Annotated in this window: 19 protein-coding genes; 13 read left to right on the top strand and 6 right to left on the bottom strand. The window is 67.7% G+C overall.

Annotated features, from left to right (window positions below; genetic code table 11):
- Positions 1-84 precede the first annotated feature (84 nt).
- Complete coding sequence (locus EFY87_RS08555) at positions 85-477, top strand: PPOX class F420-dependent oxidoreductase (RefSeq protein ID WP_123271053.1); 393 nt, start codon at positions 85-87, stop codon at positions 475-477.
- Positions 478-495: 18 nt separating this feature from the next.
- On the opposite strand, the gene EFY87_RS08550 is transcribed toward EFY87_RS08555, so the two are convergent.
- Together EFY87_RS08550 and EFY87_RS20885 are read right to left on the bottom strand one after the other, a co-directional pair.
- A complete protein-coding gene (locus EFY87_RS08550; protein WP_158607558.1) occupies positions 496-1,434 on the bottom strand; it encodes a phosphotransferase in 939 nt (312 codons plus the stop codon).
- Positions 1,435-1,508: 74 nt separating this feature from the next.
- Positions 1,509-2,012 carry a hypothetical protein gene (locus EFY87_RS20885; protein ID WP_245988547.1) on the bottom strand — a complete coding sequence of 168 codons (504 nt, stop codon included), beginning with the start codon at positions 2,010-2,012 and terminating at the stop codon, positions 1,509-1,511.
- Between the two features lie 311 nt (positions 2,013-2,323).
- Between EFY87_RS20885 and ruvC the strand changes: the two genes are divergently transcribed.
- The 8 genes from ruvC to EFY87_RS08500 all read left to right on the top strand — a co-directional run bounded on the left by ruvC (position 2,324) and on the right by EFY87_RS08500 (position 11,140).
- The gene (gene ruvC / locus EFY87_RS08535; RefSeq protein ID WP_123271051.1) at positions 2,324-2,857 is read left to right on the top strand and encodes a crossover junction endodeoxyribonuclease RuvC; all 534 of its coding nucleotides are present in this window, start codon (positions 2,324-2,326) and stop codon (positions 2,855-2,857) included.
- Complete coding sequence (ruvA, locus tag EFY87_RS08530; RefSeq protein ID WP_123271050.1) at positions 2,854-3,447, top strand: Holliday junction branch migration protein RuvA; 594 nt, start codon at positions 2,854-2,856, stop codon at positions 3,445-3,447. The genes ruvC and ruvA overlap by 4 nt, the downstream gene beginning before the upstream one ends.
- Positions 3,444-4,553 (top strand): Holliday junction branch migration DNA helicase RuvB, encoded by a 1,110-nt coding sequence (gene ruvB / locus EFY87_RS08525; RefSeq protein ID WP_425459357.1) that lies wholly within the window; start codon positions 3,444-3,446, stop codon positions 4,551-4,553. The genes ruvA and ruvB overlap by 4 nt, the downstream gene beginning before the upstream one ends.
- A gap of 131 nt (positions 4,554-4,684) precedes the next feature.
- Complete coding sequence (locus tag EFY87_RS08520; protein WP_123271048.1) at positions 4,685-5,047, top strand: preprotein translocase subunit YajC; 363 nt, start codon at positions 4,685-4,687, stop codon at positions 5,045-5,047.
- Positions 5,048-7,099, top strand: coding sequence for a protein translocase subunit SecD (gene secD / locus EFY87_RS08515; protein ID WP_245988546.1), 2,052 nt, complete (start codon positions 5,048-5,050; stop codon positions 7,097-7,099).
- Complete coding sequence (gene secF / locus EFY87_RS08510) at positions 7,099-8,253, top strand: protein translocase subunit SecF (RefSeq protein WP_123271047.1); 1,155 nt, start codon at positions 7,099-7,101, stop codon at positions 8,251-8,253. Before secD ends, secF begins: the two co-directional genes overlap by 1 nt.
- Positions 8,240-8,785, top strand: coding sequence for an adenine phosphoribosyltransferase (locus EFY87_RS08505; protein ID WP_342769109.1), 546 nt, complete (start codon positions 8,240-8,242; stop codon positions 8,783-8,785). Before secF ends, EFY87_RS08505 begins: the two co-directional genes overlap by 14 nt.
- A 45-nt stretch (positions 8,786-8,830) precedes the next feature.
- Positions 8,831-11,140, top strand: a complete 2,310-nt coding sequence (locus EFY87_RS08500; RefSeq protein ID WP_123271045.1) for a RelA/SpoT family protein — start codon at positions 8,831-8,833, stop codon at positions 11,138-11,140.
- Positions 11,141-11,143: 3 nt separating this feature from the next.
- On the opposite strand, the gene glpK (EFY87_RS08495) is transcribed toward EFY87_RS08500, so the two are convergent.
- Entirely contained in the window at positions 11,144-12,658 is a 1,515-nt protein-coding gene (glpK, locus tag EFY87_RS08495) for a glycerol kinase GlpK (RefSeq protein ID WP_220093566.1), read from the bottom strand.
- Positions 12,655-13,425: an IclR family transcriptional regulator gene (locus EFY87_RS08490; protein ID WP_123271043.1), complete on the bottom strand. Its 771-nt coding sequence runs from the start codon at positions 13,423-13,425 to the stop codon at positions 12,655-12,657. Before EFY87_RS08490 ends, glpK (EFY87_RS08495) begins: the two co-directional genes overlap by 4 nt.
- Positions 13,426-13,598: 173 nt before the next feature.
- Here EFY87_RS08490 and EFY87_RS08485 point away from each other — a divergent pair, with 173 nt between their 5' ends.
- The 4 genes from EFY87_RS08485 to EFY87_RS08470 all read left to right on the top strand — a co-directional run bounded on the left by EFY87_RS08485 (position 13,599) and on the right by EFY87_RS08470 (position 19,226).
- Positions 13,599-15,326 (top strand): glycerol-3-phosphate dehydrogenase/oxidase, encoded by a 1,728-nt coding sequence (locus EFY87_RS08485; protein WP_123271042.1) that lies wholly within the window; start codon positions 13,599-13,601, stop codon positions 15,324-15,326.
- A 59-nt stretch (positions 15,327-15,385) separates the two neighbouring features.
- Positions 15,386-16,228, top strand: coding sequence for an MIP/aquaporin family protein (locus tag EFY87_RS08480; RefSeq protein WP_123271041.1), 843 nt, complete (start codon positions 15,386-15,388; stop codon positions 16,226-16,228).
- Positions 16,229-16,238: 10 nt separating this feature from the next.
- The gene (gene glpK / locus EFY87_RS08475) at positions 16,239-17,741 is read left to right on the top strand and encodes a glycerol kinase GlpK (protein ID WP_123271040.1); all 1,503 of its coding nucleotides are present in this window, start codon (positions 16,239-16,241) and stop codon (positions 17,739-17,741) included.
- A 213-nt stretch (positions 17,742-17,954) separates the two neighbouring features.
- Entirely contained in the window at positions 17,955-19,226 is a 1,272-nt protein-coding gene (locus EFY87_RS08470; protein ID WP_123271039.1) for an ATP-binding protein, read from the top strand.
- A gap of 164 nt (positions 19,227-19,390) precedes the next feature.
- On the opposite strand, the gene EFY87_RS08465 is transcribed toward EFY87_RS08470, so the two are convergent.
- Together EFY87_RS08465 and EFY87_RS08460 are read right to left on the bottom strand one after the other, a co-directional pair.
- Positions 19,391-22,081 carry an ABC transporter permease family protein gene (locus tag EFY87_RS08465; protein WP_158607557.1) on the bottom strand — a complete coding sequence of 897 codons (2,691 nt, stop codon included), beginning with the start codon at positions 22,079-22,081 and terminating at the stop codon, positions 19,391-19,393.
- Between the two features lie 106 nt (positions 22,082-22,187).
- The gene (locus tag EFY87_RS08460) at positions 22,188-22,913 is read right to left on the bottom strand and encodes an ABC transporter ATP-binding protein (RefSeq protein WP_123271037.1); all 726 of its coding nucleotides are present in this window, start codon (positions 22,911-22,913) and stop codon (positions 22,188-22,190) included.
- Positions 22,914-22,915 lie beyond the last annotated feature (2 nt).

The following is a 22,915-nucleotide window of genomic DNA, read 5'->3' as shown; positions in this document are numbered from 1 at the left end:
GGCTGGAGGAGACCCTTCGGCGTCGGGCGTTGTCACGCCGACCACGTAGCATCCGGACCACAAGCCAGTGACAGGAGGGCCCGAATGGATCTGCCCGAGAACGTGATCGAGCTGCTGCGCACACCCGCGTTGTGTTACGTCGCGACCGTCATGCCCGACGGATCGCCGCAACTGACGCAGACGTGGGTCGACACCGACGGACGTCACGTCGTGATCAACATCGTCGACGGGATGCAGAAGGCGAAGAATCTCGCCCGCGATCCGCATGTCGCGGTCGCTGTCTCCGATCCGCGGACTCCCGCGGCTTTCGCGCAGATCCGCGGCCGCGTTGTCACGATGACCACCGAAGGCGGCATCGACTCGATCAACGCGCTGGCGCACAAATACACCGGCAAGCCCTATGCCTGGTACGGCGGCCGGGAGCAAGCGCGCTTGGTCGTCACGATCGAGGCCGACCGCATCACCAACATGCTCTGAATGCAGATCCGCGCGGAGTTAGCCATTCAGTAGTTGGCGCAGCCAGGTCGTCGTGATGACGCCCTTCTCACGTTGGTGATCTCGAACGGTGGGCATTCCGGGCGGCGGGGGACAGCGACTTGCATGCACGAAGTAGCCGGACATGCCTGTGACGAACGCGATCAGATCTTCGGACGAGATGTCCACTCTGCTGCGAGCAAGCAGTTCCTGAGGTTGCGACCCGCCTTCCAACGACACCGAGGCCGCCATACTCGCGATGTCGAGCCAGCTTGCGCCCCGGCAGCAGGTCGTCCAGTCGACGAAGACAGCTGAGGAATCCTCGGTGACCAGGGTGTTGTCGCTGCGGATGTCTGCGTGGACGAAGCTGTCGCCTGCAATCGAGGCCAGGCTCGCCCTTTCGAGGGAGCACAGTTCGTCGAGCCGTGGCTGCCACCACACCATGTTGGCGTCGTCGAGTCCGCTTTCCCATGCCGGGTCGTGGTCGCGCAGCCGGTTCCACCCACCGAATATGGTCCCGAAGACTGTCGCGGCTGCCGGCAGCGTCGTGACGGGCAGCGTGCGGACGAGATCGAGTGCGTCGAGCACGGCCGAGAGGTCGTGGTCGTTCCACGGCGCGCCGGGTGTGTGCCCGGCGATCGCCTCGAAGATGAGGATCACCCAGGTGCCGTCGTCGATGCGTTCCAGGAGCCGTGGTGCGGGCGCACGATGGTGCTTGAGCTTGAGGTTGTTGTCGGCCTCGGTTCGCATGATGTCCGGCGTGTCTGGGTTTTGCGCAGGCGAGGCAGCCTTGATGAAGACCGAGCGGCCGTCCGCCAGGGTGGCGACTCCCGCGAGTGCTGGGGAGTATCCGCTGGTGGCCGAAGTAAAGTCGACAACCGCGGAGCCGACGCAGTCAGCAAGCAGCTCCCGGATGTGGACGGGGAGAGCAGCCCATTGCAGGCGATGGTTCGTCGACACGGCACCACCCTGGCGGTTCGATGATCCCGATGCGAGGGAGTTTCCGCTGGCGCTGCGAGGTCCGAGATCTTCGATCAGTCTTCGAGGTACCCGGTCTCGGGATTGATCTCGGCGAGGAATGCGCGTGCGCCGTCTATGAGGTCCGGAGGGTCGGCCCATTGGTGATCTGAGCGGCGCGTGGTGTAGCCGTACCCGGCGTTTGGCCCGCTGACCCACGTCAGGTGCCATGCGCCGGGCTGGCCGGGATCGGCGACGGCGGTGAACAACTCCTCATCGACGGCCAAGACTGTCGGCAGTGGAAAGGGTTCCGGTATGCAGTCTTTGGCAGCAGGATCATTGGGGTCGTACCCGGCCAGGCGGACGAGTCCGACTTGGCCGTCGCCGGCCGGGACGCACGCGTAGATCACGAAGGTACGGCCTTCGCGATTGAGGTTCGCCCACGCCATAACCGTGTCGATGTCGACGCCCGACAGTTCATACTCATCTGACACTCCGCCGGCGCCGTGGAAGTAGACGCGATATTTCGGCGGGTCAACTTCCCATATCTGGTCCCGCGGGTCGATCCCAATGACCTCCATCATCTCACGGTACTGACGTGCCGCATCGGGTGCCGCAAACGGTGGCTTTTTTTCCGATCAGCGGTCGGTAACCCTCGACGGTCGAGGTTTGGGACGCGAAGGTCGCCCGGGGCGTACGTAACCTTCGACGGTCGAGGCTTGCGGACGGGAAAGTCGTCCGGAGCGTACGTAACCTTCGACGGTCGAGGCTTGCGTCACGGAGCCGGCCCGCGACTCGCCGCGCCCGCCTTCGCTGGTATGACGGTGCCGCCGCCTAAGCTGGCAGCGCCCGAACATATGTCGGACCCCCAACCCCAAGGAGCTGCCCCGCTGTGCGAGTGCTCGGAGTCGACCCCGGCCTGACCCGGTGCGGTCTCGGCGTGGTCGAGGGAGGCATCGGGCAACCGGTGCGGATGATCGCGGTCGGGGTGGTGCGCACACCGGTCACCGACGACCCGGCGGAGCGGCTGCTCAGCCTGCAGACCGAGATCGACGAGTGGATGGAGCGCCACCAACCCGAGTCGGTGGCCGTGGAGCGCGTCTTCGCGAAGGCGAACATCAAAGGGATCATGGGCACTGCGCAGGCCTCCGCCATACCTATGCTGGCCGCTGCACGCCGCGGCCTGCCGCTGGCGCTGCACACACCGAGCGAGGTCAAGGCCGCAGTGACCGGCAACGGCCGCGCCGACAAGGCGCAGGTCACCTCGATGGTGACGCGGATCCTGCGGCTGCCGACCACGCCGAAGCCGGCCGACGCTGCCGACGCCCTTGCCATCGCGATCTGCCAGGTATGGCGCGGTGGCGCCCAGGACCGCATCGCCGCTGCCGTCGCCCGGCAGCGCCTCACCACGGGAGCCCGCCGATGATCGCTGCGCTGCGCGGGACGGTGCTGCACGCCGGACTCGACCAGGTCGTCGTCGACGTCGGCGGAGTCGGGCTGCTCACCCACACGACACCTGGCACCGCGGCTGCGCTGCGCACCGGGGGAGAGGCAGCTCTGGCGACCACTCTCGTGGTGCGCGAGGACGCCCTGACTCTCTACGGTTTCGCCTCCGCCGACGAACGTGACCTCTTCGAACTCGTCCAGACAGTCAGCGGTGTCGGTCCGCGAATTGCTTTGGCAATGCTGGCAGTTGCCAGTCCCGACCAGATCCGGGCCGCCATCGCCGGCGGCGACGTCGCAGCACTCGTCAAGACCCCCGGTATCGGCAAGAAGGGCGCCGAGCGCATCGTGCTGGAGCTGAAGGACAAGGTCGGCCCGGTCGCCTCCGAAGCCCCACAACCGCAGGTCGCCGCAACCAGTGGCGGTCACGGGCAGGTCAGCGAGGCGCTCGTCGGGCTCGGCTGGTCGGCCAAGCAGGCAGACGACGCGGTCGCGAAGGTCGCCGCGGCCGACCCGGGGGTCACCGAGGTGTCTGCACTGCTGCGGGCCGCGCTGCGTGAGCTGGGACGATGAACGGCGTGGCAGATGAGATGGAAGTCGAGCAGGACGGCTCGTATGACGCCACGGCGCGCATCGTCGACCCCGGCGGCGACGCGGAGGAACGCCGGGTCGAGGCGGCACTGCGGCCCAAGCGACTCGCCGACTTCCCGGGACAGCCGCGCGTGCGCGATCAGCTCGGCCTGCTGCTGGAAGCCGCTCGCCGTCGGCAACGCCCGCCGGACCACGTGCTGCTATCCGGGCCGCCCGGCCTGGGCAAGACCTCGCTGGCGATGATCATCGCCGCGGAGCTGGAACAGCCGATCCGCATCACCAGCGGCCCGGCGATCCAGCACGCCGGTGACCTGGCCGCGATCCTGTCGTCGCTGGCCGAGGGCGAGGTGCTCTTCCTGGACGAGATCCACCGGATGGCGCGCCCGGCCGAGGAGATGCTCTACCTGGCGATGGAGGACTTCCGGGTCGACGTCGTGGTCGGCAAGGGTCCGGGTGCCACCGCCATACCGCTGGAACTGCCGCCGTTCACGGTCGTCGGTGCGACGACCCGGTCGGGCCTGCTACCTGCGCCGTTGCGCGACAGGTTCGGCTTCACCGGGCACCTCGACTTCTACAGCGCCGACGACCTGGCACAGATCCTCACCCGCAACTCCACCCTGCTCGGCATCGACTCCACCCAGCAGGGAATCACCGAGATCGCCGGCCGGTCGCGCGGCACACCACGCATCGCCAACCGGCTGCTGCGACGAGTGCGCGACTACGCGCAGGTGCACGGCACCGGTGTGCTCGACCGTGACTCGGCCCGGGCGGCGCTCGCGCTCTTCGACGTCGACGAGAGCGGCCTCGACCGCCTCGACCGCGCAGTGCTCGAGGCCTTGTGCCGCCGGTTCGGTGGCGGACCGGTCGGGCTGTCGACGCTCGCGGTCGCCGTCGGGGAAGAGCCCGACACGGTCGAGACCGTCGCCGAGCCCTACCTCGTCCGCGAGGGCTACCTGGTGCGCACCCCGCGCGGCCGGGCGGCCTCTGCGCAGGCGTGGGAGCACCTTGGTCTGGCCGCGCCGCAGACCGCGGTGCCGGGCGCCATACCGCTGCCGCTGGACGACGAAAGCGGCCGATTCGGCGGATGAGCCACGCCGCGCCGGAACCCGGGCATTACCCGGCGACGTTACTCACCTAGACTCGTCCGTCGGCCGCTGATGCTGCTCGGACCCCCCCAACCTCAAGGACTGACTTTTTTCATGTACGCACCGGAGTTGCCATGAGCGACCTGTTCCTCCTGCTGCCCCTGTTGCTGCTCGGCTGGCTCTTCTGGTCGCAGCGCCGGCGCCAGCAGCAGATGTCCGCTGCACAGGACCAGGTGAAGATCGGCGCCGAGGTCGGCACCACGTCAGGTCTGCTCGGCACGCTCGTAGCCCTCGATGACCAGGTCGGCACGATCGAAGTCTCACCCGGAGTCAACCTGCGTTTCGTGCGACAGGCGATCGTCCCTCGCGAGCAGGTGTTCCGCCGCAGCGGCGGTCGTCGCCCCGCGCCTGCCGAGACCGCCCAGGACACCCCGTCGAGTGAGCCGGTGGATCTGAAGAAGCACGACGATCACGACCCCGAAACGAAGGCCGAGTAGGTGGCAACCCGAGCACGCCGATCCGGCGGACTGAGTCCGCGACGAGTCCTCGCCATCCTCCTGTTGCTGGGCGTTGCCCTGTATGCCGGAATCGCCGGCGCCTCTCAGTGGGCGCACCCGAAGGGCAAGTGGGTGCCCCTGCTCGGCCTCGACCTCGAAGGTGGCCGCCAGATCACCCTGCAGCCCATCGTCGGCAAGGGCCAGCACGTCAGCGCCGGCCAGGTCGACCAGGCCGTCGACATCATCCGCAACCGCGTCAACGGCAACGGCGTGTCCGAGGCGCAGATCTCCACGCTGAACAGTTCGCTGATCGTGGTGTCGTTGCCGGGCAACCCGAGCCAGGCCACCCTGAATGCCCTCGCGCAGTCCTCACAACTGGCGTTCCGGGCAGTGATCGTCTGCAACAGCGCAGATCCGGGCTACCTGCAGGGCCAGACCTGCACGCAGATGGCCGCGCCCACGACCACCAAACCGTCCGCGAGTTCGTCGCCGACGTCGAGCGCGCCGGCTTCGTCCGGCAGCTCGGCGTCGTCGGGAGCGACCTCGTCCGGTTCACCCACCAGCTCCGCGTCACCCAGCAGCTCCCCGCGATCGAGCGCGAGCAGCACCTCGTCGGGCGCCAACGACATACTCCCGCAGGCGTACCTTGCCGACACCAAGACGCCCTCCCCGAAGACCACAGCGTCCCTGTCCTCGACGGACAGGTCCTCGTCGAGCCCGACCTCGTCCGCGACAGCGACGCCCACCCCGACACCGACGGCCCCGCAACGACAGCTGCCGGGTGCTCGCCCGGAGCCGACCTCAGCGAGTGACACCGCCTGGGGCGACATGCCCGTCGACCAGATCTGGGTCGAGAACGGTATGGCGACGGCCGGCGAGACCTACACCCAGTTGCTCGCGAACTTCCCGTGCACCCAGTCGCAGCACGTCTCCGGCCCCGCGGCGGAGAAGTGGCGCGAGGTGGCCGCGCAGGCGCCGGCCGACCAGGCCGACGTCATGTGCAGCCAGGACGGCATGACGCGGTACCTGCTCGGGCCGGTCGAGGTGTCCGGCAAGGAGATCTCGGGCGCGACCTGGGGCAACGAGACGAACTCGCAGGGCGTCGCCACCAGCACCATCGCCGTGAACCTCTCGTTCGACAGCAAGGGCAAGAGCGCGTTCGCGAACGTGACCGAGCGGCTGCTCGGCTACGGCCAGAATTCCGCGCAGAACATGTTCGCCATCACCATGGACGGCGCGGTGCTGTCCAGCCCGCGCACGAATTCGGCGATCACCGACGGTCAGGCCCAGATCACCGGCAACTTCACCCAGAGCAGCGCCAAAGAACTCGCCAACCAGCTGAAGTATGGCGCGCTGCCGTTCTCCTTCAAGGAGTTGACGTCCGAGCAGGTCAGCCCGCAGGTGGGGACGGATCAGCTGCAGAAGGGCATCCTCGCCGGTCTCATCGGCCTGCTGCTCGTGGTCGTCTACTCGCTGCTCCAATACCGCATGCTCGGCTTCGTGACGGTCGCGTCCCTCTGCGTCGCCGGCGTGTTCAGCTACGGCCTCGTCGTGCTCCTCGGCACGACCGCCGGGTTCCGTCTCACCATGGCCGGTGTGACCGGTCTGATCGTCTCGATCGGGATCACCGCCGACAGCTTCATCGTCTACTTCGAGCGGGTGAGAGACGAAGTCAGATCCGGGCGGCCCCTGCGGGCCGCTGTCGAGACCGGCTGGAAGCGTGCCCGGCGCACCATCATCATCTCGGACATGGTCAACTTCCTCGCGTCCGCTGTGCTCTACGTGCTCAGCGAGGACAACGTGAAGGCGTTCGCGTTCACGCTGGGCCTGTCGACCGTCGTCGACCTGCTCGTCGTGATGATGTTCACCCACCCGGTGCTCACCCTGCTGGCCCGCACCACGTTCTTCGGGGGCGGCCACAAGTGGTCCGGATTCGATCCGGACCGGCTGGGTGCCCGCGGGGTCACGTATGCCGGCCGCGGACGCGTCACCATCGCTGACCGCAAGGCGGCCGCAGGCGCTGCTTCCGCCACTTCAGGAGGGGAGGCCTGATGGCCAGCTTCGCGCAGTTCGGCAATGACCTCTACACCGGTCGCCGGCAGATCAACTTCATCGGTCGCCGGCGCACCTGGTACCTGCTGACCGCCGTCCTTCTCGTCATCGCGGCGATCGGCATCTTCGGCCGCGGCCTGAACTTCAGCCTGGAGTTCAAGGGCGGGTCGCAGGTGTCGGTCGCCCAGGTCAAGGACACCTCGAACTTCGATCAGCGGGCCCGCACCGCCGTCCAGAAGGCCGTCGGCTCCGACGAGAACCTCGAGGTCACGAAGGCCGGCGCGAGCACGATCGAGGTCCAGTCCAAGAAGCTGGGCAACGGCACCTCGACCGACACCGACAAGGTCGCGACGGCGCTGGCCAAGGAGTTCGGCGTCGGCGCGAACTCGGTCACCACGCAGTTCATCGGCCCGTCATGGGGCAGTTCGGTGACACATAAGGCGATCCAGGCGCTGATCGTCTTCCTGCTGCTGCTGGCGATCCTGCTGTCGGTCTACTTCCGCACCTGGACCATGGCGGCGGCGGCCCTGATCGCCCTCGTGCACGACCTGTTCTTCACCGTCGGCATCTACGCCTTGACCGGCATCGAGATCTCGCCGGCCACGATGATCGGCTTCCTGACCATCCTCGGCTACTCGATCTACGACACGGTGGTCGTCTTCGACAAGGTGCGCGAGAACACCGACGAAGCGATCAGGCAGGGCAACCGCACCTACGCCCAGGCGGCGAACTATGCCGTCAACCAGACGCTGGTGCGCTCGATCAACACCTCTGTGGTGGCGCTGCTGCCGATCACCGCGATCATGGTCGTCGGCATCTTCCTGCTCGGCCCCGGCACCTTGCTCGACCTAGCGCTCGCGCTGTTCTTCGGCATCGCGGTCGGCACTTACTCCTCGATCTTCATCGCGACCCCGCTGCTGGTGTCCCTGCGGCAACGAGAGACGTCGATCAAGGAGCTGAACCGGCGCGCGAAGGCGTTCCAGACCAGCCAGGCAAGCGTGCTGGCCACCACGGGCACCCGCGACCAGCACACGCCGGGAGAGTCCGTGTCGGGCGTCATCGAGCCCGAGCGGGCCAAGGCCGCGGCCACCGCGATGGCGACCAAGACACGGCGCCGGGAGATCCACCCGCTCGCCAAACGTGACGACGACTGAGCCGATGACCGCTGCCGAGATCCTCGCCGCGCACACGCGCGAGGTGGCCGACTTCCCGCAGCCGGGCGTGATGTTCAAGGACCTCACCCGGCTCTTCCGGGACCCGGACGCGTTCGCGCTGGTGCTGCAAGACATTGCGGACCGCTGGTCGGGCACGGTCGACGTCGTCGCCGGCATCGAGGCACGCGGGTTCATCATCGGCGCACCCCTGGCCCAGCGGATGTCGCTGGGGTTCGTGCCGATCCGCAAGGCGGGCAAGTTGCCCGGCGAAACACACTCGCAGACCTACGATCTCGAATACGGCACGGCCACGATCGAGGTGACCGCGGATGCGTTCGCGACGGAGTCCGGCCCGCGGGTGCTCCTGGTCGACGATGTGCTGGCAACCGGCGGCACCGCGGCCGCCGCATGCCGGCTCGTGGAGAGCGCGGGCGCGCAGGTCGTCGGCATCGAAGTGCTGCTGGAGCTTGGCTTCCTCGCCGGGCGCGAGCAGTTGCCGGGCCGCGAAGTCCGGGCGATCCTCGTCGACTGAGTCACCTCGTCCAGCGCGGTCAGCACCGCCGATTACACTCGCGGAATGAGCCAGGACGAGCGCACGAGCAACCCGTCCGGCGCGTCGCGCGTGCGTGCCCGGCTTGTCCGGTTCGGCGCCCCGCGGCCGAGCACCAACCGCGAGATCGAGCCGTTGCTCGCGATCGTGCGCGCCACGCACCCGAAGGCGGACCTGGCCGTCATCGACCGGGCCTACACCATCGCCGAGAAGGCGCATCGCGGGCAGCTGCGCAAGTCCGGCGACCCCTACATCACCCACCCGCTAGCAGTCGCGACGATCCTCGCCGAGCTCGGTATGACGCCACCGACGCTGGCCGCAGCGCTGTTGCACGACACGGTGGAGGACACGCCATACAGCCTGGAGCAGTTGACCGCCGAGTTCGGCGACGAGATCGCGATGCTGGTCGACGGCGTCACCAAGCTCGACAAGGTCACTTACGGCGACGCCGCCCAGGCTGAGACGGTCCGCAAGATGGTCATCGCGATGGCCAAGGACATCCGGGTGCTGGTCATCAAGCTGGCCGACCGGCTGCACAACGCCCGCACCTGGCGCTACGTCTCCGCGGAGTCGGCGCAGCGCAAGGCGACCGAGACGCTGGAGATCTACGCGCCGCTGGCCCACCGGCTGGGCATGAACACCATCAAGTGGGAACTGGAGGACCTGTCCTTCGCCACCCTCTACCCGAAGGTGTATGACGAGATCGCCCGCCTGGTCGCCGACCGTGCCCCGGCCCGCGAGGAGTACCTGAGCGGGGTGCGCGATCTGGTCACTGCCGACCTGCGCGCCGCCAAGATCAAGGCGACGGTGACCGGCCGGCCGAAGCACTACTACTCCGTCTACCAGAAGATGATCGTCCGCGGTCGCGACTTCGAGGACATCTACGACCTCGTCGCGGTGCGCGTGCTGGTGGAGTCGGTGCGCGACTGCTATGCCGTGCTCGGCACGATCCATTCGCGGTGGAGCCCCCTGCCCGGGCGGTTCAAGGACTACATCGCGATGCCGAAGTTCAACATGTACCAGTCGCTGCACACGACGGTGATCGGCCCGGAAGGCAAACCGGTCGAGATCCAGATCCGCACCTTCGCGATGCACCGCCGGGCCGAATACGGTGTCGCCGCGCACTGGAAGTACAAGGAGGACGCCAAGCGGGGCGCCGGTGACAGTGACGGCGACGCCGGGCCGGTCAACGACATGAGCTGGCTGCGGCAACTGCTCGACTGGCAGCGGGAGACGGCGGATCCGGGGGAGTTCCTGGAGTCGCTGCGGTTCGACGTCGGATCCCGCGAGGTCTTCGTGTTCACCCCCAAGGGATCGGTCATCGGGCTGCCCGCCGGCTCGACCCCGGTCGACTTCGCCTATGCCGTGCACACCGAGGTCGGGCATCACACGATCGGCGGCCGGGTCAACGGCCGGCTGGTCCCGCTGGAGAGCCCGCTGGAGAACGGCGACGTCGTCGAGATCCTCACCTCCAAGGCGGACGGCGCGGGACCGAGCCGCGACTGGCTGGGCTTCGTCAAGAGCCCGCGGGCGCGCAACAAGATCCGGCAGTGGTTCTCCAAGGAGCGCCGCGAGGAGGCCATCGAGAACGGCAAGGACGCCCTCGCGCGCACGATCCGCAAGAAGGGGCTGGGCATCCAGCGGCTGATGTCGCACGAGTCGCTGACGGCAGTCGCCGAGCGGCTGAAATATCACGACATCGATGCGTTGTATGCCGCCATCGGCGACAGTCACGTATCCCCGGATCACGTTGTCAAGCAACTGGTTTCGATGCTCGGCGGGGAAGACGGCACGACTGAGGACCTCGCCGAGGCGACCAACCCGGTGCGGCGCAACCGGCGGGCGTCCGCGGCCGACCCGGGTGTCACCGTCGTCGGCACAGACGACGTCTGGGTCAAGCTGGCGCGCTGCTGCACTCCCGTGCCGGGAGACGACATCATCGGTTTCGTCACCACCGGCAACGGCGTGTCGGTGCACCGGCGCGACTGCACCAACGCCGAGCAGTTGCTCGCCCAGCCGGAGCGGCTGATCAACGTCGCCTGGTCGCCGTCGGCTGCGTCGGTCTTCCTGGTGCAGCTGCAGGTCGAGGCGCTGGATCGCAACCGGCTGCTGTCGGACGTCACCAGGGTGCTGTCCGACCAGGCGGTGAACATCCTGTCGGCGTCGGTCCAGACCACCCGCAACCGCGTCGCCATCTCGAAATTCACCTTCGAGATGGGCGACCCCAGCCACCTCGAACATGTCATCAAGGCGGTGCGCAAGATCGACGGCGTCTTCGACGTCTACCGGATCACCGGGTCCGGGCACCGCAGCGCCGAGGCCGTGGCACACGGCTAGGCGTCATACCTCGTCGCCGGTCCGGCGGCCCCAGTAGATCGCGGCGTCGACGGCGTGCTGCCACCCCGCGCAGGCGGTCTCGCGGTCGCGGTCGTTCCAGTTCGGCGTCCATTCCCCGGCCAGGTGCCAGTGCTGGCGCAAGGCACGCCGGTCCGGCCAGACGCCGGCACCGATGCCGGCAGCGTATGCCGCGCCGAGGGCCACGGTCTCGGCGACCATCGGCCGTAGCACCGGGACATTCAGGGCGTCGGACAGGATCTGCATGAGCAGGTTGTCGGCCGTCATACCGCCGTCCACCATCAGCCGGGAGACCGGCACCGGGGCGTGGCGGTTCATCGCCTCGACGACGTCGCGCGTCTGCCATGCGGTGGACTCCAGAACGGCACGACACAGGTGGCCCTTGGTCACGAACCCGGTCAGCCCGACGATCAGGCCACGCGCGTTGCTGTCCCAGTGCGGCGCGTAAAGCCCGGCAAAGGCGGGCACGATGTAGCAGCCGCCGTTGTCCGTGACGGTGGACGCCTGCGTCTCGATCTCGGCGACCGACCGGATCAGCCCCAGGTTGTCCCGGCACCACTTGACCAGCGCGCCGGCGACGGCCATGGAGCCTTCCAGGGCGTAGACGGCCGGCTGTCCCTGCTGCTGGTGGGCGACGGTGGTGATCAGTCCGCCGTCGGTCCGCACCGGCTGGGTGCCGGTGTTGAAGAGCAGGAAACTGCCGGTGCCGAAGGTGCACTTCGCCTCGCCCGCATCCAGGGTGGTCTGCCCGAACAGCGACGCCTGCTGATCCCCGATCAGCGCGGTGACCCGCAGGCCGGGCACCGGATCGGCGACGGTGCCGACGTCGCAGATCGACGGCACGATCTCGGGCAGCAACTGCCGCGGGAGCCCGAAGATCGCGAGCAGGTCCTCATCCCAGTCCAGGGTGTCCAGGTTCATCAGCATCGTCCGGCTGGCGTTGGTCACGTCGGTGACGTGACGACCGCCGGCCACGCCGCCGGTGAGATTCCAGACCAGCCAGCTGTCCATGGTCCCGAAGAGCAGGTCGCCGGCGCGTGCGGGACCGGCGAGTTCGGGATGGTGGTCGAAGAGCCAGCGGAGTTTCGGGGCCGAGGAGTAGTTCGAGAGGGGTAGCCCGGTCCGGTCGGTGATGAATGCTGCCTGGGCGGCATACCTGGGCAGCAGGCCGGAGGTCCGGGTGTCCTGCCACACGATGGCCCGATGCACCGGCTTGCCGGTATGACGGTCCCAGACCACGGCCGTCTCACGCTGGTTGGTGATGCCCAACGCGCTCACCTGGCTCGGGTCGATCCCGGCGTCGCGGATCGCCTCGGGCAGCAGGACGCGTACCAGCTCCCAGATCTCTGCCGCGTCGTGCTCCACCCAACCCGGCTGTGGATAGAACTGCCGGTGCTCCTGCTGGCTGAGGGCGACCATCCGGCCGTGTGCGTCGAAGACGACGCAGCGGGTGGAGGTGGTGCCCTGGTCGATGGAAGCGACGAAACCCGAGGTCATCATGGTGACCGGCCCTCCCGGCCGACGAGCGCGGAGATGCGCCGGGCCGCTCTGACCACCTCGGCGACATGCTCGGCGCGCGGCTGGTCGCGCCGCTCGCACACGTCGTCGGCGGAGCCGTGCACCTCCACAGCAGCAATGACGTAACCGCCGCGGTCGCGCACCGGAGCCGCGATCGCGGCGAGGCCGGGCTCGTCCTCGCCGAGCGTGAAACTCCAGCCCTGCTCCCGCACCGCAGGCAGGCCGGCCATCAGGCGGGTGCGGTCGGTGATCGTGCGGCTGGTGAAGCGTTCCAGCTCGCGGCCCTGGATGCTGCGGGCGGCACCGGGGTCGAAGGCCAGCAGCACCCTCCCCAAGGCGGTGGCATGCACGGGCAGTGCGCTGCCGATCTGCAGGCGCTGCCGGGTGGGGCGGGACCGGAACACGTGGTGCGCCACGACCATCGCACCGTCCCGGAAGGCGGCCAGCCGGGCCGACTCGCCGGTGCGGGCCGCGAGCGCGTCGGTCCAGTTGAGCCCGATGGACCGCAATTCGTTCAGGTCGAGCTGGTCGGAGTGGAGTTCGGGCAGGTCAGCGGAGATCAGGTAGCGCCCGGCCTCGTCCTGCCGGACGAAACCGACCTCCACCAGCGTCTGCAGCAGGCCGTGCGCGGTCGCCTTGGCGAGCCCGAGCCCGGTGGCGACATCCTTGAGGGTGACCGGCTCCACCTCCGCGGCCATCAGCCGCAGCATGCTCGCCGCTCGCAGGACCGACTGCACGGACTTCGCCACCGACCTATCCTAAGCGGCCATCTGGGTCCGGCGTTCGGCGATGCCGAACGCCGGCTCTGGTGCAGTGTGGCGCACTGCACATAGCGTCGAAGCGGCGTCGAGGTGACCCCGATCACCTTCGGTTCACCGACGACGGTCACCGGCGCCGCAAACTTGCGAGGGAATGGAGACCCATGTTCTTACAGCCGTTCAGCGCGAAACTCGATGTCCAGGAACGCGCCCGTTCGTGGGACGAACTGGCCACGGGCGAGTTCGACGTGCTGGTCGTTGGCGGTGGGGTGACCGGGTGCGGCGCCGCCCTCGACGCGACGACGCGTGGCCTGCGCACTGGTCTGGTGGAGGCCCGGGACTTCGCCTCCGGCACTTCCTCGCGCAGCAGCAAGCTCTTCCACGGTGGCCTGCGCTACCTGGAGCAGCTGAATTTCAGCCTGGTCGCCGAGGCTCTCCACGAACGAGAGCTGATGCTGACCACCATCGCGCCGCACCTGGTGCATCCGGTCTCGTTCCTTTACCCCCTCTCCCATCGTGGGTGGGAACGTCCTTACGTGGCAACCGGTTTGGCGATGTACGACCAGATGGGCGGCGCTCGCTCGGTGCCACGGCAGAAGCACCTCACGCGCGGCGGGGCGCTGAAGCTTTTCCCGAGCCTGAAGTCCGACGCGCTCGTCGGCGCCGTGCGCTATTACGACGCGCAGACCGACGACGCGCGGCATACCCTCACCGTCGCGCGGACTGCCGCGTACTACGGAGCGCACGTGCGCAACTCCACCGAGGTCGTCGAGGTGCTCAAGGAGGCCGACCGGGTGGTCGGTGCCGTCATCCGGGACGTCGAGACCGACCGCACCGCCGAGGTCCGCAGCAAGGTGCTGATCAACGCCACCGGGGTGTGGACCGACGACCTGCAGCAGATGACCGGCGGCCGCGGCCGGTTCCGGGTCCGCGCGTCCAAGGGCGTGCACATCCTGGTCCCGCGCGATCGCATCGCCGGCGAGGTCGGGCTGATCCTGCGCACGGAAAAGTCGGTGCTCTTCGTCATACCGTGGCAGCAGGAGTGGATCATCGGCACCACCGACACCGACTGGGGCCTGGATCTCGCGCACCCGGCGGCGACGGCCACCGATATCGACTACATCCTGGACCATGTCAACACGGTGCTCGCCTCGCCGATCACCAAGGACGACATCCTCGGGGTGTATGCCGGCCTGCGTCCGCTGCTGGCCGGAGAAAGTGAGCAGACCTCGCAGCTGTCCCGCGAGCACGCGGTGGCCCGGCCGCACCCGGGGATGGTCTCGATCGCCGGCGGCAAGTACACCACCTACCGGGTGATGGCCAAGGATGCGGTCGATGCGACGCAGGAGGACCTGGGTTCGATCGCCGCATCGGTCACCGACCGCACCCCGCTGCTGGGCGCCAACGGGTATGCCGCCATGCAGAACCTGACCGACGAGCTCGCGACCGAGTGCGGCCTGCCGACCTGGCGGATCACGCACCTGCTCGACCGCTACGGCTCGATGCTGCACGACGTGCTCGCCCTGGCAGAGGACGACGAGAGCCTGCTGAAGCCGGTGACCGCGGCGGAGCAGTACCTGCGTGCCGAACTGAAGTACGCCGTCACCGACGAAGGCGCGCTGCACCTGGACGACCTGCTGGCCCGGCGCACCCGCATCTCGATCGACACCAAGCACCGGGGTGCCGATTGCGCGCAGGAGGCGGCCGAGATCATGGCGCAGGTGCTGGGCTGGGACGACGAGACGACTCACCGCGAGGTCGACAGCTACGTCGCGCGAGTGGAGGCCGAGCGGCTCTCGCAGACCCTCGACAACGACGCCGACAGCGACGTTGCTCGACTCAAGGCCCCCGAGGTGCGACACGGGTTGCGGAAGGTGGTGGCAACACGCTGACACCGGCTACCTGCAGTCCAGACCGCATTACAACCCTCTGATAGCGAGGAGATGGCCGCATGGCCGGACTCATCAAGAAAGACACCCTGACCGGCGAACTGGTCGCCGAGTTCCTGGGAACATTCATCCTGATCCTGTTTGGTGTGGGCGTCGTCGCCCAGGTGGTCGCCGGCGGAATCGGGGCACACGACAGCATCGCCTGGGCCTGGGGTCTGGGTGTCACCTTCGGAATCTACGTGGCGGGCCGGATCAGCGGCGCGCACCTGAACCCGGCGGTGACGCTCGCGCAGGCCGTCTTCGGGGGATTCTCCTGGAAGAAGGTGCTGCCCTACTCGCTCGCGCAGACTGCGGGGGCGTTCGTCGCGGCCCTGATCGTGCGCTGGAACTACACCGAGGTGATCGGCAAGTTCGACCCCGGACACACCCTGAAGTCGCAGGGCATCTTCTCCACCCTGCCCGGCAATGGCAGCCTGCCGGTGCACGAGTGGGGTGCGTTCCGCGACCAGGTGATCGGCACCGCGATCCTCGTGTTCCTCATCTTCGCGGTGACCGCCGCCAAGAACACGCCGCACGTGGCCAACCTGGCGCCGTTCATCATCGGCCTGATCGTGGTCGCGATCGGCTTCGCATGGGGCACCGACGCGGGGTATGCGATCAACCCGGCCCGTGACTTCGGCCCGCGGCTCGCGTCGTTCCTGACCGGTTACTCCCACGCGTGGTCCGATCAATACGGAAACCTCTACTTCTGGGTCCCGATCATCGCCCCGCTGATCGGCGCACTGGTCGGCGGTGCGCTCTGGAAGTTCGGGCTGGCGCCATACCTCAATGCGCTGCCCGACGACGACCAGGCGCAGGAGCCCGGCGACGTCGACGAAGCACTCACTCGCCCTCACAGTAACTAGGAGACACGCAATGGCAGACTATGTAGGCGCGGTCGACCAGGGAACCACCAGCACCCGGTTCATGATCTTCGACCACGGCGGCAACGAAGTGGCCAAACACCAGCTCGAACACGAGCAGATCCTGCCGCAGGCGGGCTGGGTGGAGCACAACCCGGTGGAGATCTGGGAGCGGACCTCCTCGGTCATCCAGACGGCACTGAACACGGCTGGGCTCTCCTCATCCGACTTGGCGGCGGTGGGGATCACGAACCAGCGGGAGACCGCCATCGTGTGGGATCGCCATACCGGCCGCCCCTACTACAACGCGATCGTCTGGCAGGACACGCGGACCGACCGCATCGCCCGTGCGCTGGAGAATGACGGCAGGGGCGAGGTCATCCGCAGCAAGGCGGGCCTGCCGCCGGCGGCATACTTCTCCGGCGGCAAGATCCAGTGGATCCTGGAGAACGTGGACGGTGTCCGTGAGGCTGCCGAACGCGGTGACGCGATCTTCGGCAACACCGACACCTGGGTCATCTGGAACCTCACCGGCGGCCAGTCGCACGTCACGGACGTGACGAACGCCAGCCGGACCATGCTGATGAACCTGGAGACCCTGGACTGGGACGAGGAACTGCTCTCGTTCTTCAACATTCCGCGGCAGATGCTGCCGCAGATCCGGCCGTCGTCGGATCCGAGCGGGTATGGCGAGGTGACGCTGCGCAGCATCGCCGGAGTCCCGTTGACCGGCGACCTGGGCGACCAGCAGGCGGCGACCGTCGGGCAGGTCTGCTTCAAGCCCGGCGAGGCGAAGAACACCTACGGCACCGGCAACTTCATGGTGATGAACACCGGCACCGAGCTGGTGCGCAGCGAGAGCGGCCTGCTCACGACCATGTGCTACAAGTTCGGCGACGAGCCGGCCGTGTATGCGCTGGAAGGCTCGATCGCGGTCACCGGATCGGCGGTGCAGTGGCTGCGCGACCAGCTGGGCATCATCTCCGGTGCCTCGGAGATCGAGGTGCTGGCCCGGCAGGTGCCCGACAACGGCGGGATGTACTTCGTGCCGGCGTTCTCCGGGCTCTTCGCGCCTTACTGGCGAGCCGACGCGCGAGGCGCGATCGTCGGGCTGTCCCGGTTCAACACCAACGCGCACCTGGCCCGCGCCACGCTCGAGGCGATCTGCTACCAGAGCAAGGACGTGGCCGACGCGATGGCGAAGGACTCCGGCATCGACGTGGACGTGCTGAAGGTCGACGGCGGCGTGACCGCCAACGACCTGTGCATGCAGTTGCAGGCGGACATCCTCGGCGTCCCGGTCTCGCGGCCGGTCGTGGCGGAGACCACCGCGCTGGGCGCCGCCTACGCGGCCGGCCTCGCGGTCGGGTTCTGGCGGACCAAGGAGGACCTGGTCCAGAACTGGAACGAATCCAAGCGCTGGGACCCACAGTGGAGCGACCAGGAGCGCACCGAGGGCTACGCGGGCTGGTCGAAGGCCGTCAAGCGGACTCTGGACTGGGTGGACATCGACTGAGCTCGATCCTGTCCGTGGCGCGCGCCCCGGCGGCTGCTGGGATCCGCTCCTGCCGGCTGCCGGGGCGCTTGCCTGTGGCGAGTCGGGGCACGTTCTCGTGGGTGTCTGTGAAGACTTGGTGTGACGAAACGCCTAGTTCAGAGGCGACGAGATGCCTAGTTCAGAGGCGACGAAATGCCTAGTACAAAGCCGACCAGATGCTAAGTTGGCGAGATGCGATATAAGCCTCGAGTCATCGACACCGTCCTCGATGACGTGCTGGGTGGAATCGCCGCAGTGACGCTCGAGGGTGCCAAGGGTGTCGGCAAGACCGCAACCGGAAATCGACGAGCTCGGACGGTGCTGTCGCTCACCGACCCGCAAATCCGAGCCATCGTTCATGGCGACTACAACATGGTCGTCAACGCAGAGCCTCCGGTGTTCATCGACGAGTGGCAACTGGAGCCACACGTCTGGGATCGCGTGCGAGCTGCGGTCGATGAGGATCCGTTGGCGGCAGGTCGGTTCCTGCTCGCTGGCTCCGCGGGTGTCGCACCAGGCGCGCGACTCCACAGCGGCGCGGGCAGGATCATCCGTCTTGCCATGCGGCCGATGTCGCTGAGCGAGCGGGGCATCCAAGAGCCAACGGTGTCACTGCGGGACTTGCACGCGGGCACGGCGACGATCGCGGGAACGACCAGGCTGGCACTCCGGGACTACGTCGAGGAGATCCTCAGTTCCGGATTCCCCGGAATCCGGAGCCTCGAGGCTAGATACCGTGATCGTCAACTCGACGGCTACCTCACGCGCATCGTCGACCACGACCTCACGGAGAACGGTGTCACTGTCCGGCGCCCTGCAACTCTCCGTGCCTGGTTGCGCGCGTATGGCGCCGCGACCGCCTCGACAACCGACTACACGAAGATCCTCGACGCGGCAACTGTCGGGGAGCCGGACAAGCCGGCCCGAGCGACCGTCGACGGATACCGGGAGCACTTGACCCGGCTCTTCATCCTCGACCCGGTTGAGGCGTGGATCCCCACCTTCGCGCCGTTGAAACGCCTGACCGTTTCGCCGAAGCACCATCTCGTCGACCCAGCGCTGGCGGCCCGTATGGTCGGCGTCGGCGCACACGGGCTCCTGATGGGTGAAGGTGCGGTGCCTACTCCGAGCACTGGCACCTGGCTCGGCGCGCTCTTCGAGTCGCTCGCCGTCCAGTCGGTCCGCACCTATGCCGACGCTATAGATGCCCGTGTCGGTCATCTTCGCACCAAGAACGGCGACCGCGAGATCGACATCATCGTCGAGACGGACGATCGCAACCTCGTCGCACTCGAAGTGAAGCTGTCGGACAATATTGGCGACGACGACGTGAAACACCTGCGCTGGTTGAAGCAGCAAGTCGGACCGCGCCTGATGGATGCCGCGGTGCTCAGCACCGGGCAGCGCGCGTACCGCCGCAAGGACGGCATCGCAGTTATCCCGCTCGCCCTCCTCGGTCCGTAGGCACACCGCGGCGAGCTGGACGGGCCGGCGCTGACTGCTGTAGCGGACGCTGCCGGGGCGCTTGCCTGTGGATAACTTCTGCGGGGGTATGGCGAGTCGGGGCATGCTCTCGTGGGTGTCAGTGCGGACTGGTCAGGACGCTTCCCTTGCGCTCGCCAGGTTGGTCACTTCGCGCCGTGGCCTTGGGGTTCTGTGCCGACTGATCGTGCCAGCCGTGTGCCGAACACGGTGCCGACGAGCACGAGGAGCACGATCAGGCTGAGCGCGGCGATAGCGCCGGATTGCCATTGGAAGCTGGTTCGGGTCAGGGGTTGCGCGGGTGGTGTCGACCACCAGAGCATGGTGGGTCCGGTCAGCCAGGCCGCGACGGGCGCTGTGAGCGCACCGATCACGCTGCCGGCCAACGCGAGGAGGACGAACTCGTCTACGGTCGCTCGTTGCAGGACCCGCTGGGAGATTCCGCCGGTGCGCAATGCGCGCAGGTCGCGTTGGCGGTCAGCTCTGGAGGCGACTGCGACGAGTACGACGCTCGTCAGGGCTGCGAGCACGGACAGCGCGGACACCACGATGCTCAGGTTCGTTGCCCATGCGGTCGCTGTTGCGGCGTACCCGGCGCGGACTTGCTGTGTTGTGCGCACCTGGGTGGATGCGAATCCTGCTGTGCGTAAAGCGGATTGGAGTGTCGCCAATCGCCGCGGGTCCTGGGTGGCTGAGAAGACCTGGTAGGACAGGTTGTCCTGGCGGTCGCCCGCGCTCAACATCGTCCTGAGGTCCACGACGATCGTGCTGGCGCCCACTCCTGGGATGTATGGCGCAGCCCCCACCACGTGGTAAAGGCCGTTGGCATCATCCATTGTCGGGGCGGCAACCGTCGATCCGACAGCGGCATTCGTGGTCCATGTCGCGATGAGCGCGTTCGGTCGCGACGCTGGCCCGCCGGTGGCGAGTGCGGACCAGGGGATGCGTCGCGACAAGCCAACGCGGGTGCCGATGTATGCCATTTGTGCGGGGACAACTCCGATGGTGGTGTTGCTCGTCGGTGAGGAAGCGTTGATCTGCACTGCGGGGGTGAAATAGCGGTGGTGCGGGTCCACCGCGTCGACGGCGTTCATGAAGGATTGCCCGTTCATGACGTCGGCGCCGACCGTCGCGTTCACCACGGCGGCAGCGCCCAGATCGGCGGCCGCGCGTGCGGCGCGGTTGTCGGCGGCGCGTGCGAACAGGCTCACGCTCAGCGTCAGCAAGGCCGAGGTGATGATCAGCGTGGCCACTGCGGTCGATGCTCCGGCGCGGCGGGAGAGTTGCGCGACCGCGAGAGCGCCCGCGGCTCGTCTGCGACGGAGCAACCTGCGCACCAGCCACGCGGCGAGCGGGGGGAGCAGCGCGCCGAGCGCGATCGCGACCAGCCCTGCCAGCAGCACAGGTGCCAGCTGGACAGGCGCACCAGTCAGGTTATGCGTCACGGTCAGCGCAACCCCGCTCACGCACATCACCCCCAGCACCGCGGCCGGGGTCGACACATGCGCCCGATGCCCCAGGGAGGGTCGCGACCGTAACAGCGAACTGATCGACTCGCGCGCCATCAGGCACCAGCAGGAAAGCCACACGACGCCGGCGAGTGCTGCAGCCGCGAATGTTGCCACCATCGCGGTCCAATCCCATGCCGCCGCAACGGTTCCTGGCAACCACAAGTGGCGGACGAGACCGTCCACGACATACGCGAGGGCCAGCCCGCCGACCACGCCGGCGCTGGCTGCGGGCGCGAACTCTTGCGCGCCCAGTCGCAGGATCCCCGCTGTGCCGTTGCCCCGCATCTTCAGCACGGCCGCCTCGCCACGGCGGACGGTCGCGAAGTATGAGGTGACCTGCACCAGCAGGATCAGCAGGACCAGGCCGAGTTGCAGCAGAAGGAACGGCAGGATCTGACCCACTTGGTGAAGGTCCACCCGGACCGCGGTGTAGACCGCCGAGAGTGATTCGGTCACGCTGACGGAGGTACCGACCGTGTCTTCTGTAGCTTGTATGCCGGCCACTGCGGCCGTCAACCGGGCGGGAGTCAGCTTGGCCGGATTCACCGGATAGGACAGTGTGTGGGTGATCCCGAGCCAGCTGAACGTGGCCGGGTCCACCACGATCGGGAACCCTTGAGCCACGGGCAAAGGCCCCGAAAAGGTGGCACTATCGGTGAGCCAGTACTCGACAGGGCCGGGAATGCCGGCCTGTGCGGGCGGCACGTAGTCACCGATGGAGGCACCGCCCCAGAACGGGTCAGCATCCGAGGCAGTGAAGATGCCGACGATCCGCAGCGTCTTTCGCGGATTCGGGTGGTACGCGGTGGGGTATCCGTAGGCACCCGACACGGGCACTGACGCTCCAACCTTGAGTCGGGTGGTCTGGCTGACCGCTGCTTGCGAAACCATCACCTCGTTGCGCGCTGTCGGGCAGCGTCCTCGGATGATGTGCACGTGAGCGCACTGGCCGTCCGTGTGCTGCAGCCGGACCTCGTCAACGTTGGCCAGGTCATTGATCAGAGCGGTGCTCGATGCGATCGGCTGGGCAGTCACCGCCCGCACACGTGCATCGACTGCGTGCTCCAGCTGCTTCACGGGGAGCGGAACCATGCCGCCGGACTGCAGCACCACGGAGCTACCCGCGACGCCTTGCTGGTGTTCGTGAAACGACACCAACGCCGCACCGAACGACCGGGTCAGCAACGGATCCACCGCTGCCGTCGCCACCAGCAGACACACCGTCACCGCGAACAGCACCGATTGTCCGAAACGATGCCGCCGCGCGATGGCCGCGAGGTTCATCTGGTCGCCGGACTCGCCACGGTTCCTCTCGCGACGGATCATCGGTGACAGCAGCCGTTGTAGGTGGCCCCGCCGCTCACGTGCCGCTTCCAGAGTCAGGCGGCGCGCATGCGGGGAGTTCCCATCTGAAGACAACTGTCGGCCCGGCCTACTCACGGCCTTGAAGTTGCCCATCTTTGATGCTGATGGTGCGATCCGCGCGTCGTGCGAGCGTGGGGTCGTGGGTGGCGAACAGGATGGTCGTGCCGCGTTGTTCGCGTAGGTCGAAGAGCAGTTCGACGATGCCTGTCCCGGTGGTGGAGTCGAGGTTGCCGGTGGGTTCGTCAGCCAGTAGCAGTCTCGGCTCGTTGATCAGGGCACGGGCGATCGCGACACGTTGTTGCTGCCCGCCGGACAACCGGGTGGCCAGGGTGTGTTCGCGGCCGTTGAGGCCGACCGCTGCGAGTAGGTCGTGGGCGCGCTCCTTGGTGTCGGCGCGGCGGCGGTGTCGGGGTAACGCGGCTGCGGTCACGTTGTCCAGCACGGTCAGGGTGGGCAACAGGTTGAATCGTTGGAACACGAATCCGATGGATCCGCGGTAGTCGGCCAGGGCACGCCCGTGGAGTTGGCTGACCGTGGTGCCGAAGACTTCGATCGTGCCGGCGTCGGGCGCGTCCAGTGCGCCGATCAGGTGCAGCAGGGTTGACTTGCCAGACCCGGACGCGCCGGTGACCGCGGTGATTGACCCGGCGGGTATGTCCAGGTCGATGTCGTCGGCGGCGGTGATCGTGGCGTCCAGGGTGGCGAACTTCTTGATCAGGCCACGCACGCGTACCGCGACCTGGCCGCTGTCGCCGGTGCCGGTGGTGGCCGTGTCGGGTGTCGGTGTGGTCATCG

This window comes from Flexivirga caeni (genome assembly GCF_003724155.1).
In the GTDB taxonomy this organism is placed as follows: Bacteria; Actinomycetota; Actinomycetes; order Actinomycetales; family Dermatophilaceae; genus Flexivirga; species Flexivirga caeni.
The sequence above is the reverse complement of the archived record's forward strand: the minus strand, read 5'-3'. Positions and strand labels throughout refer to the sequence as shown.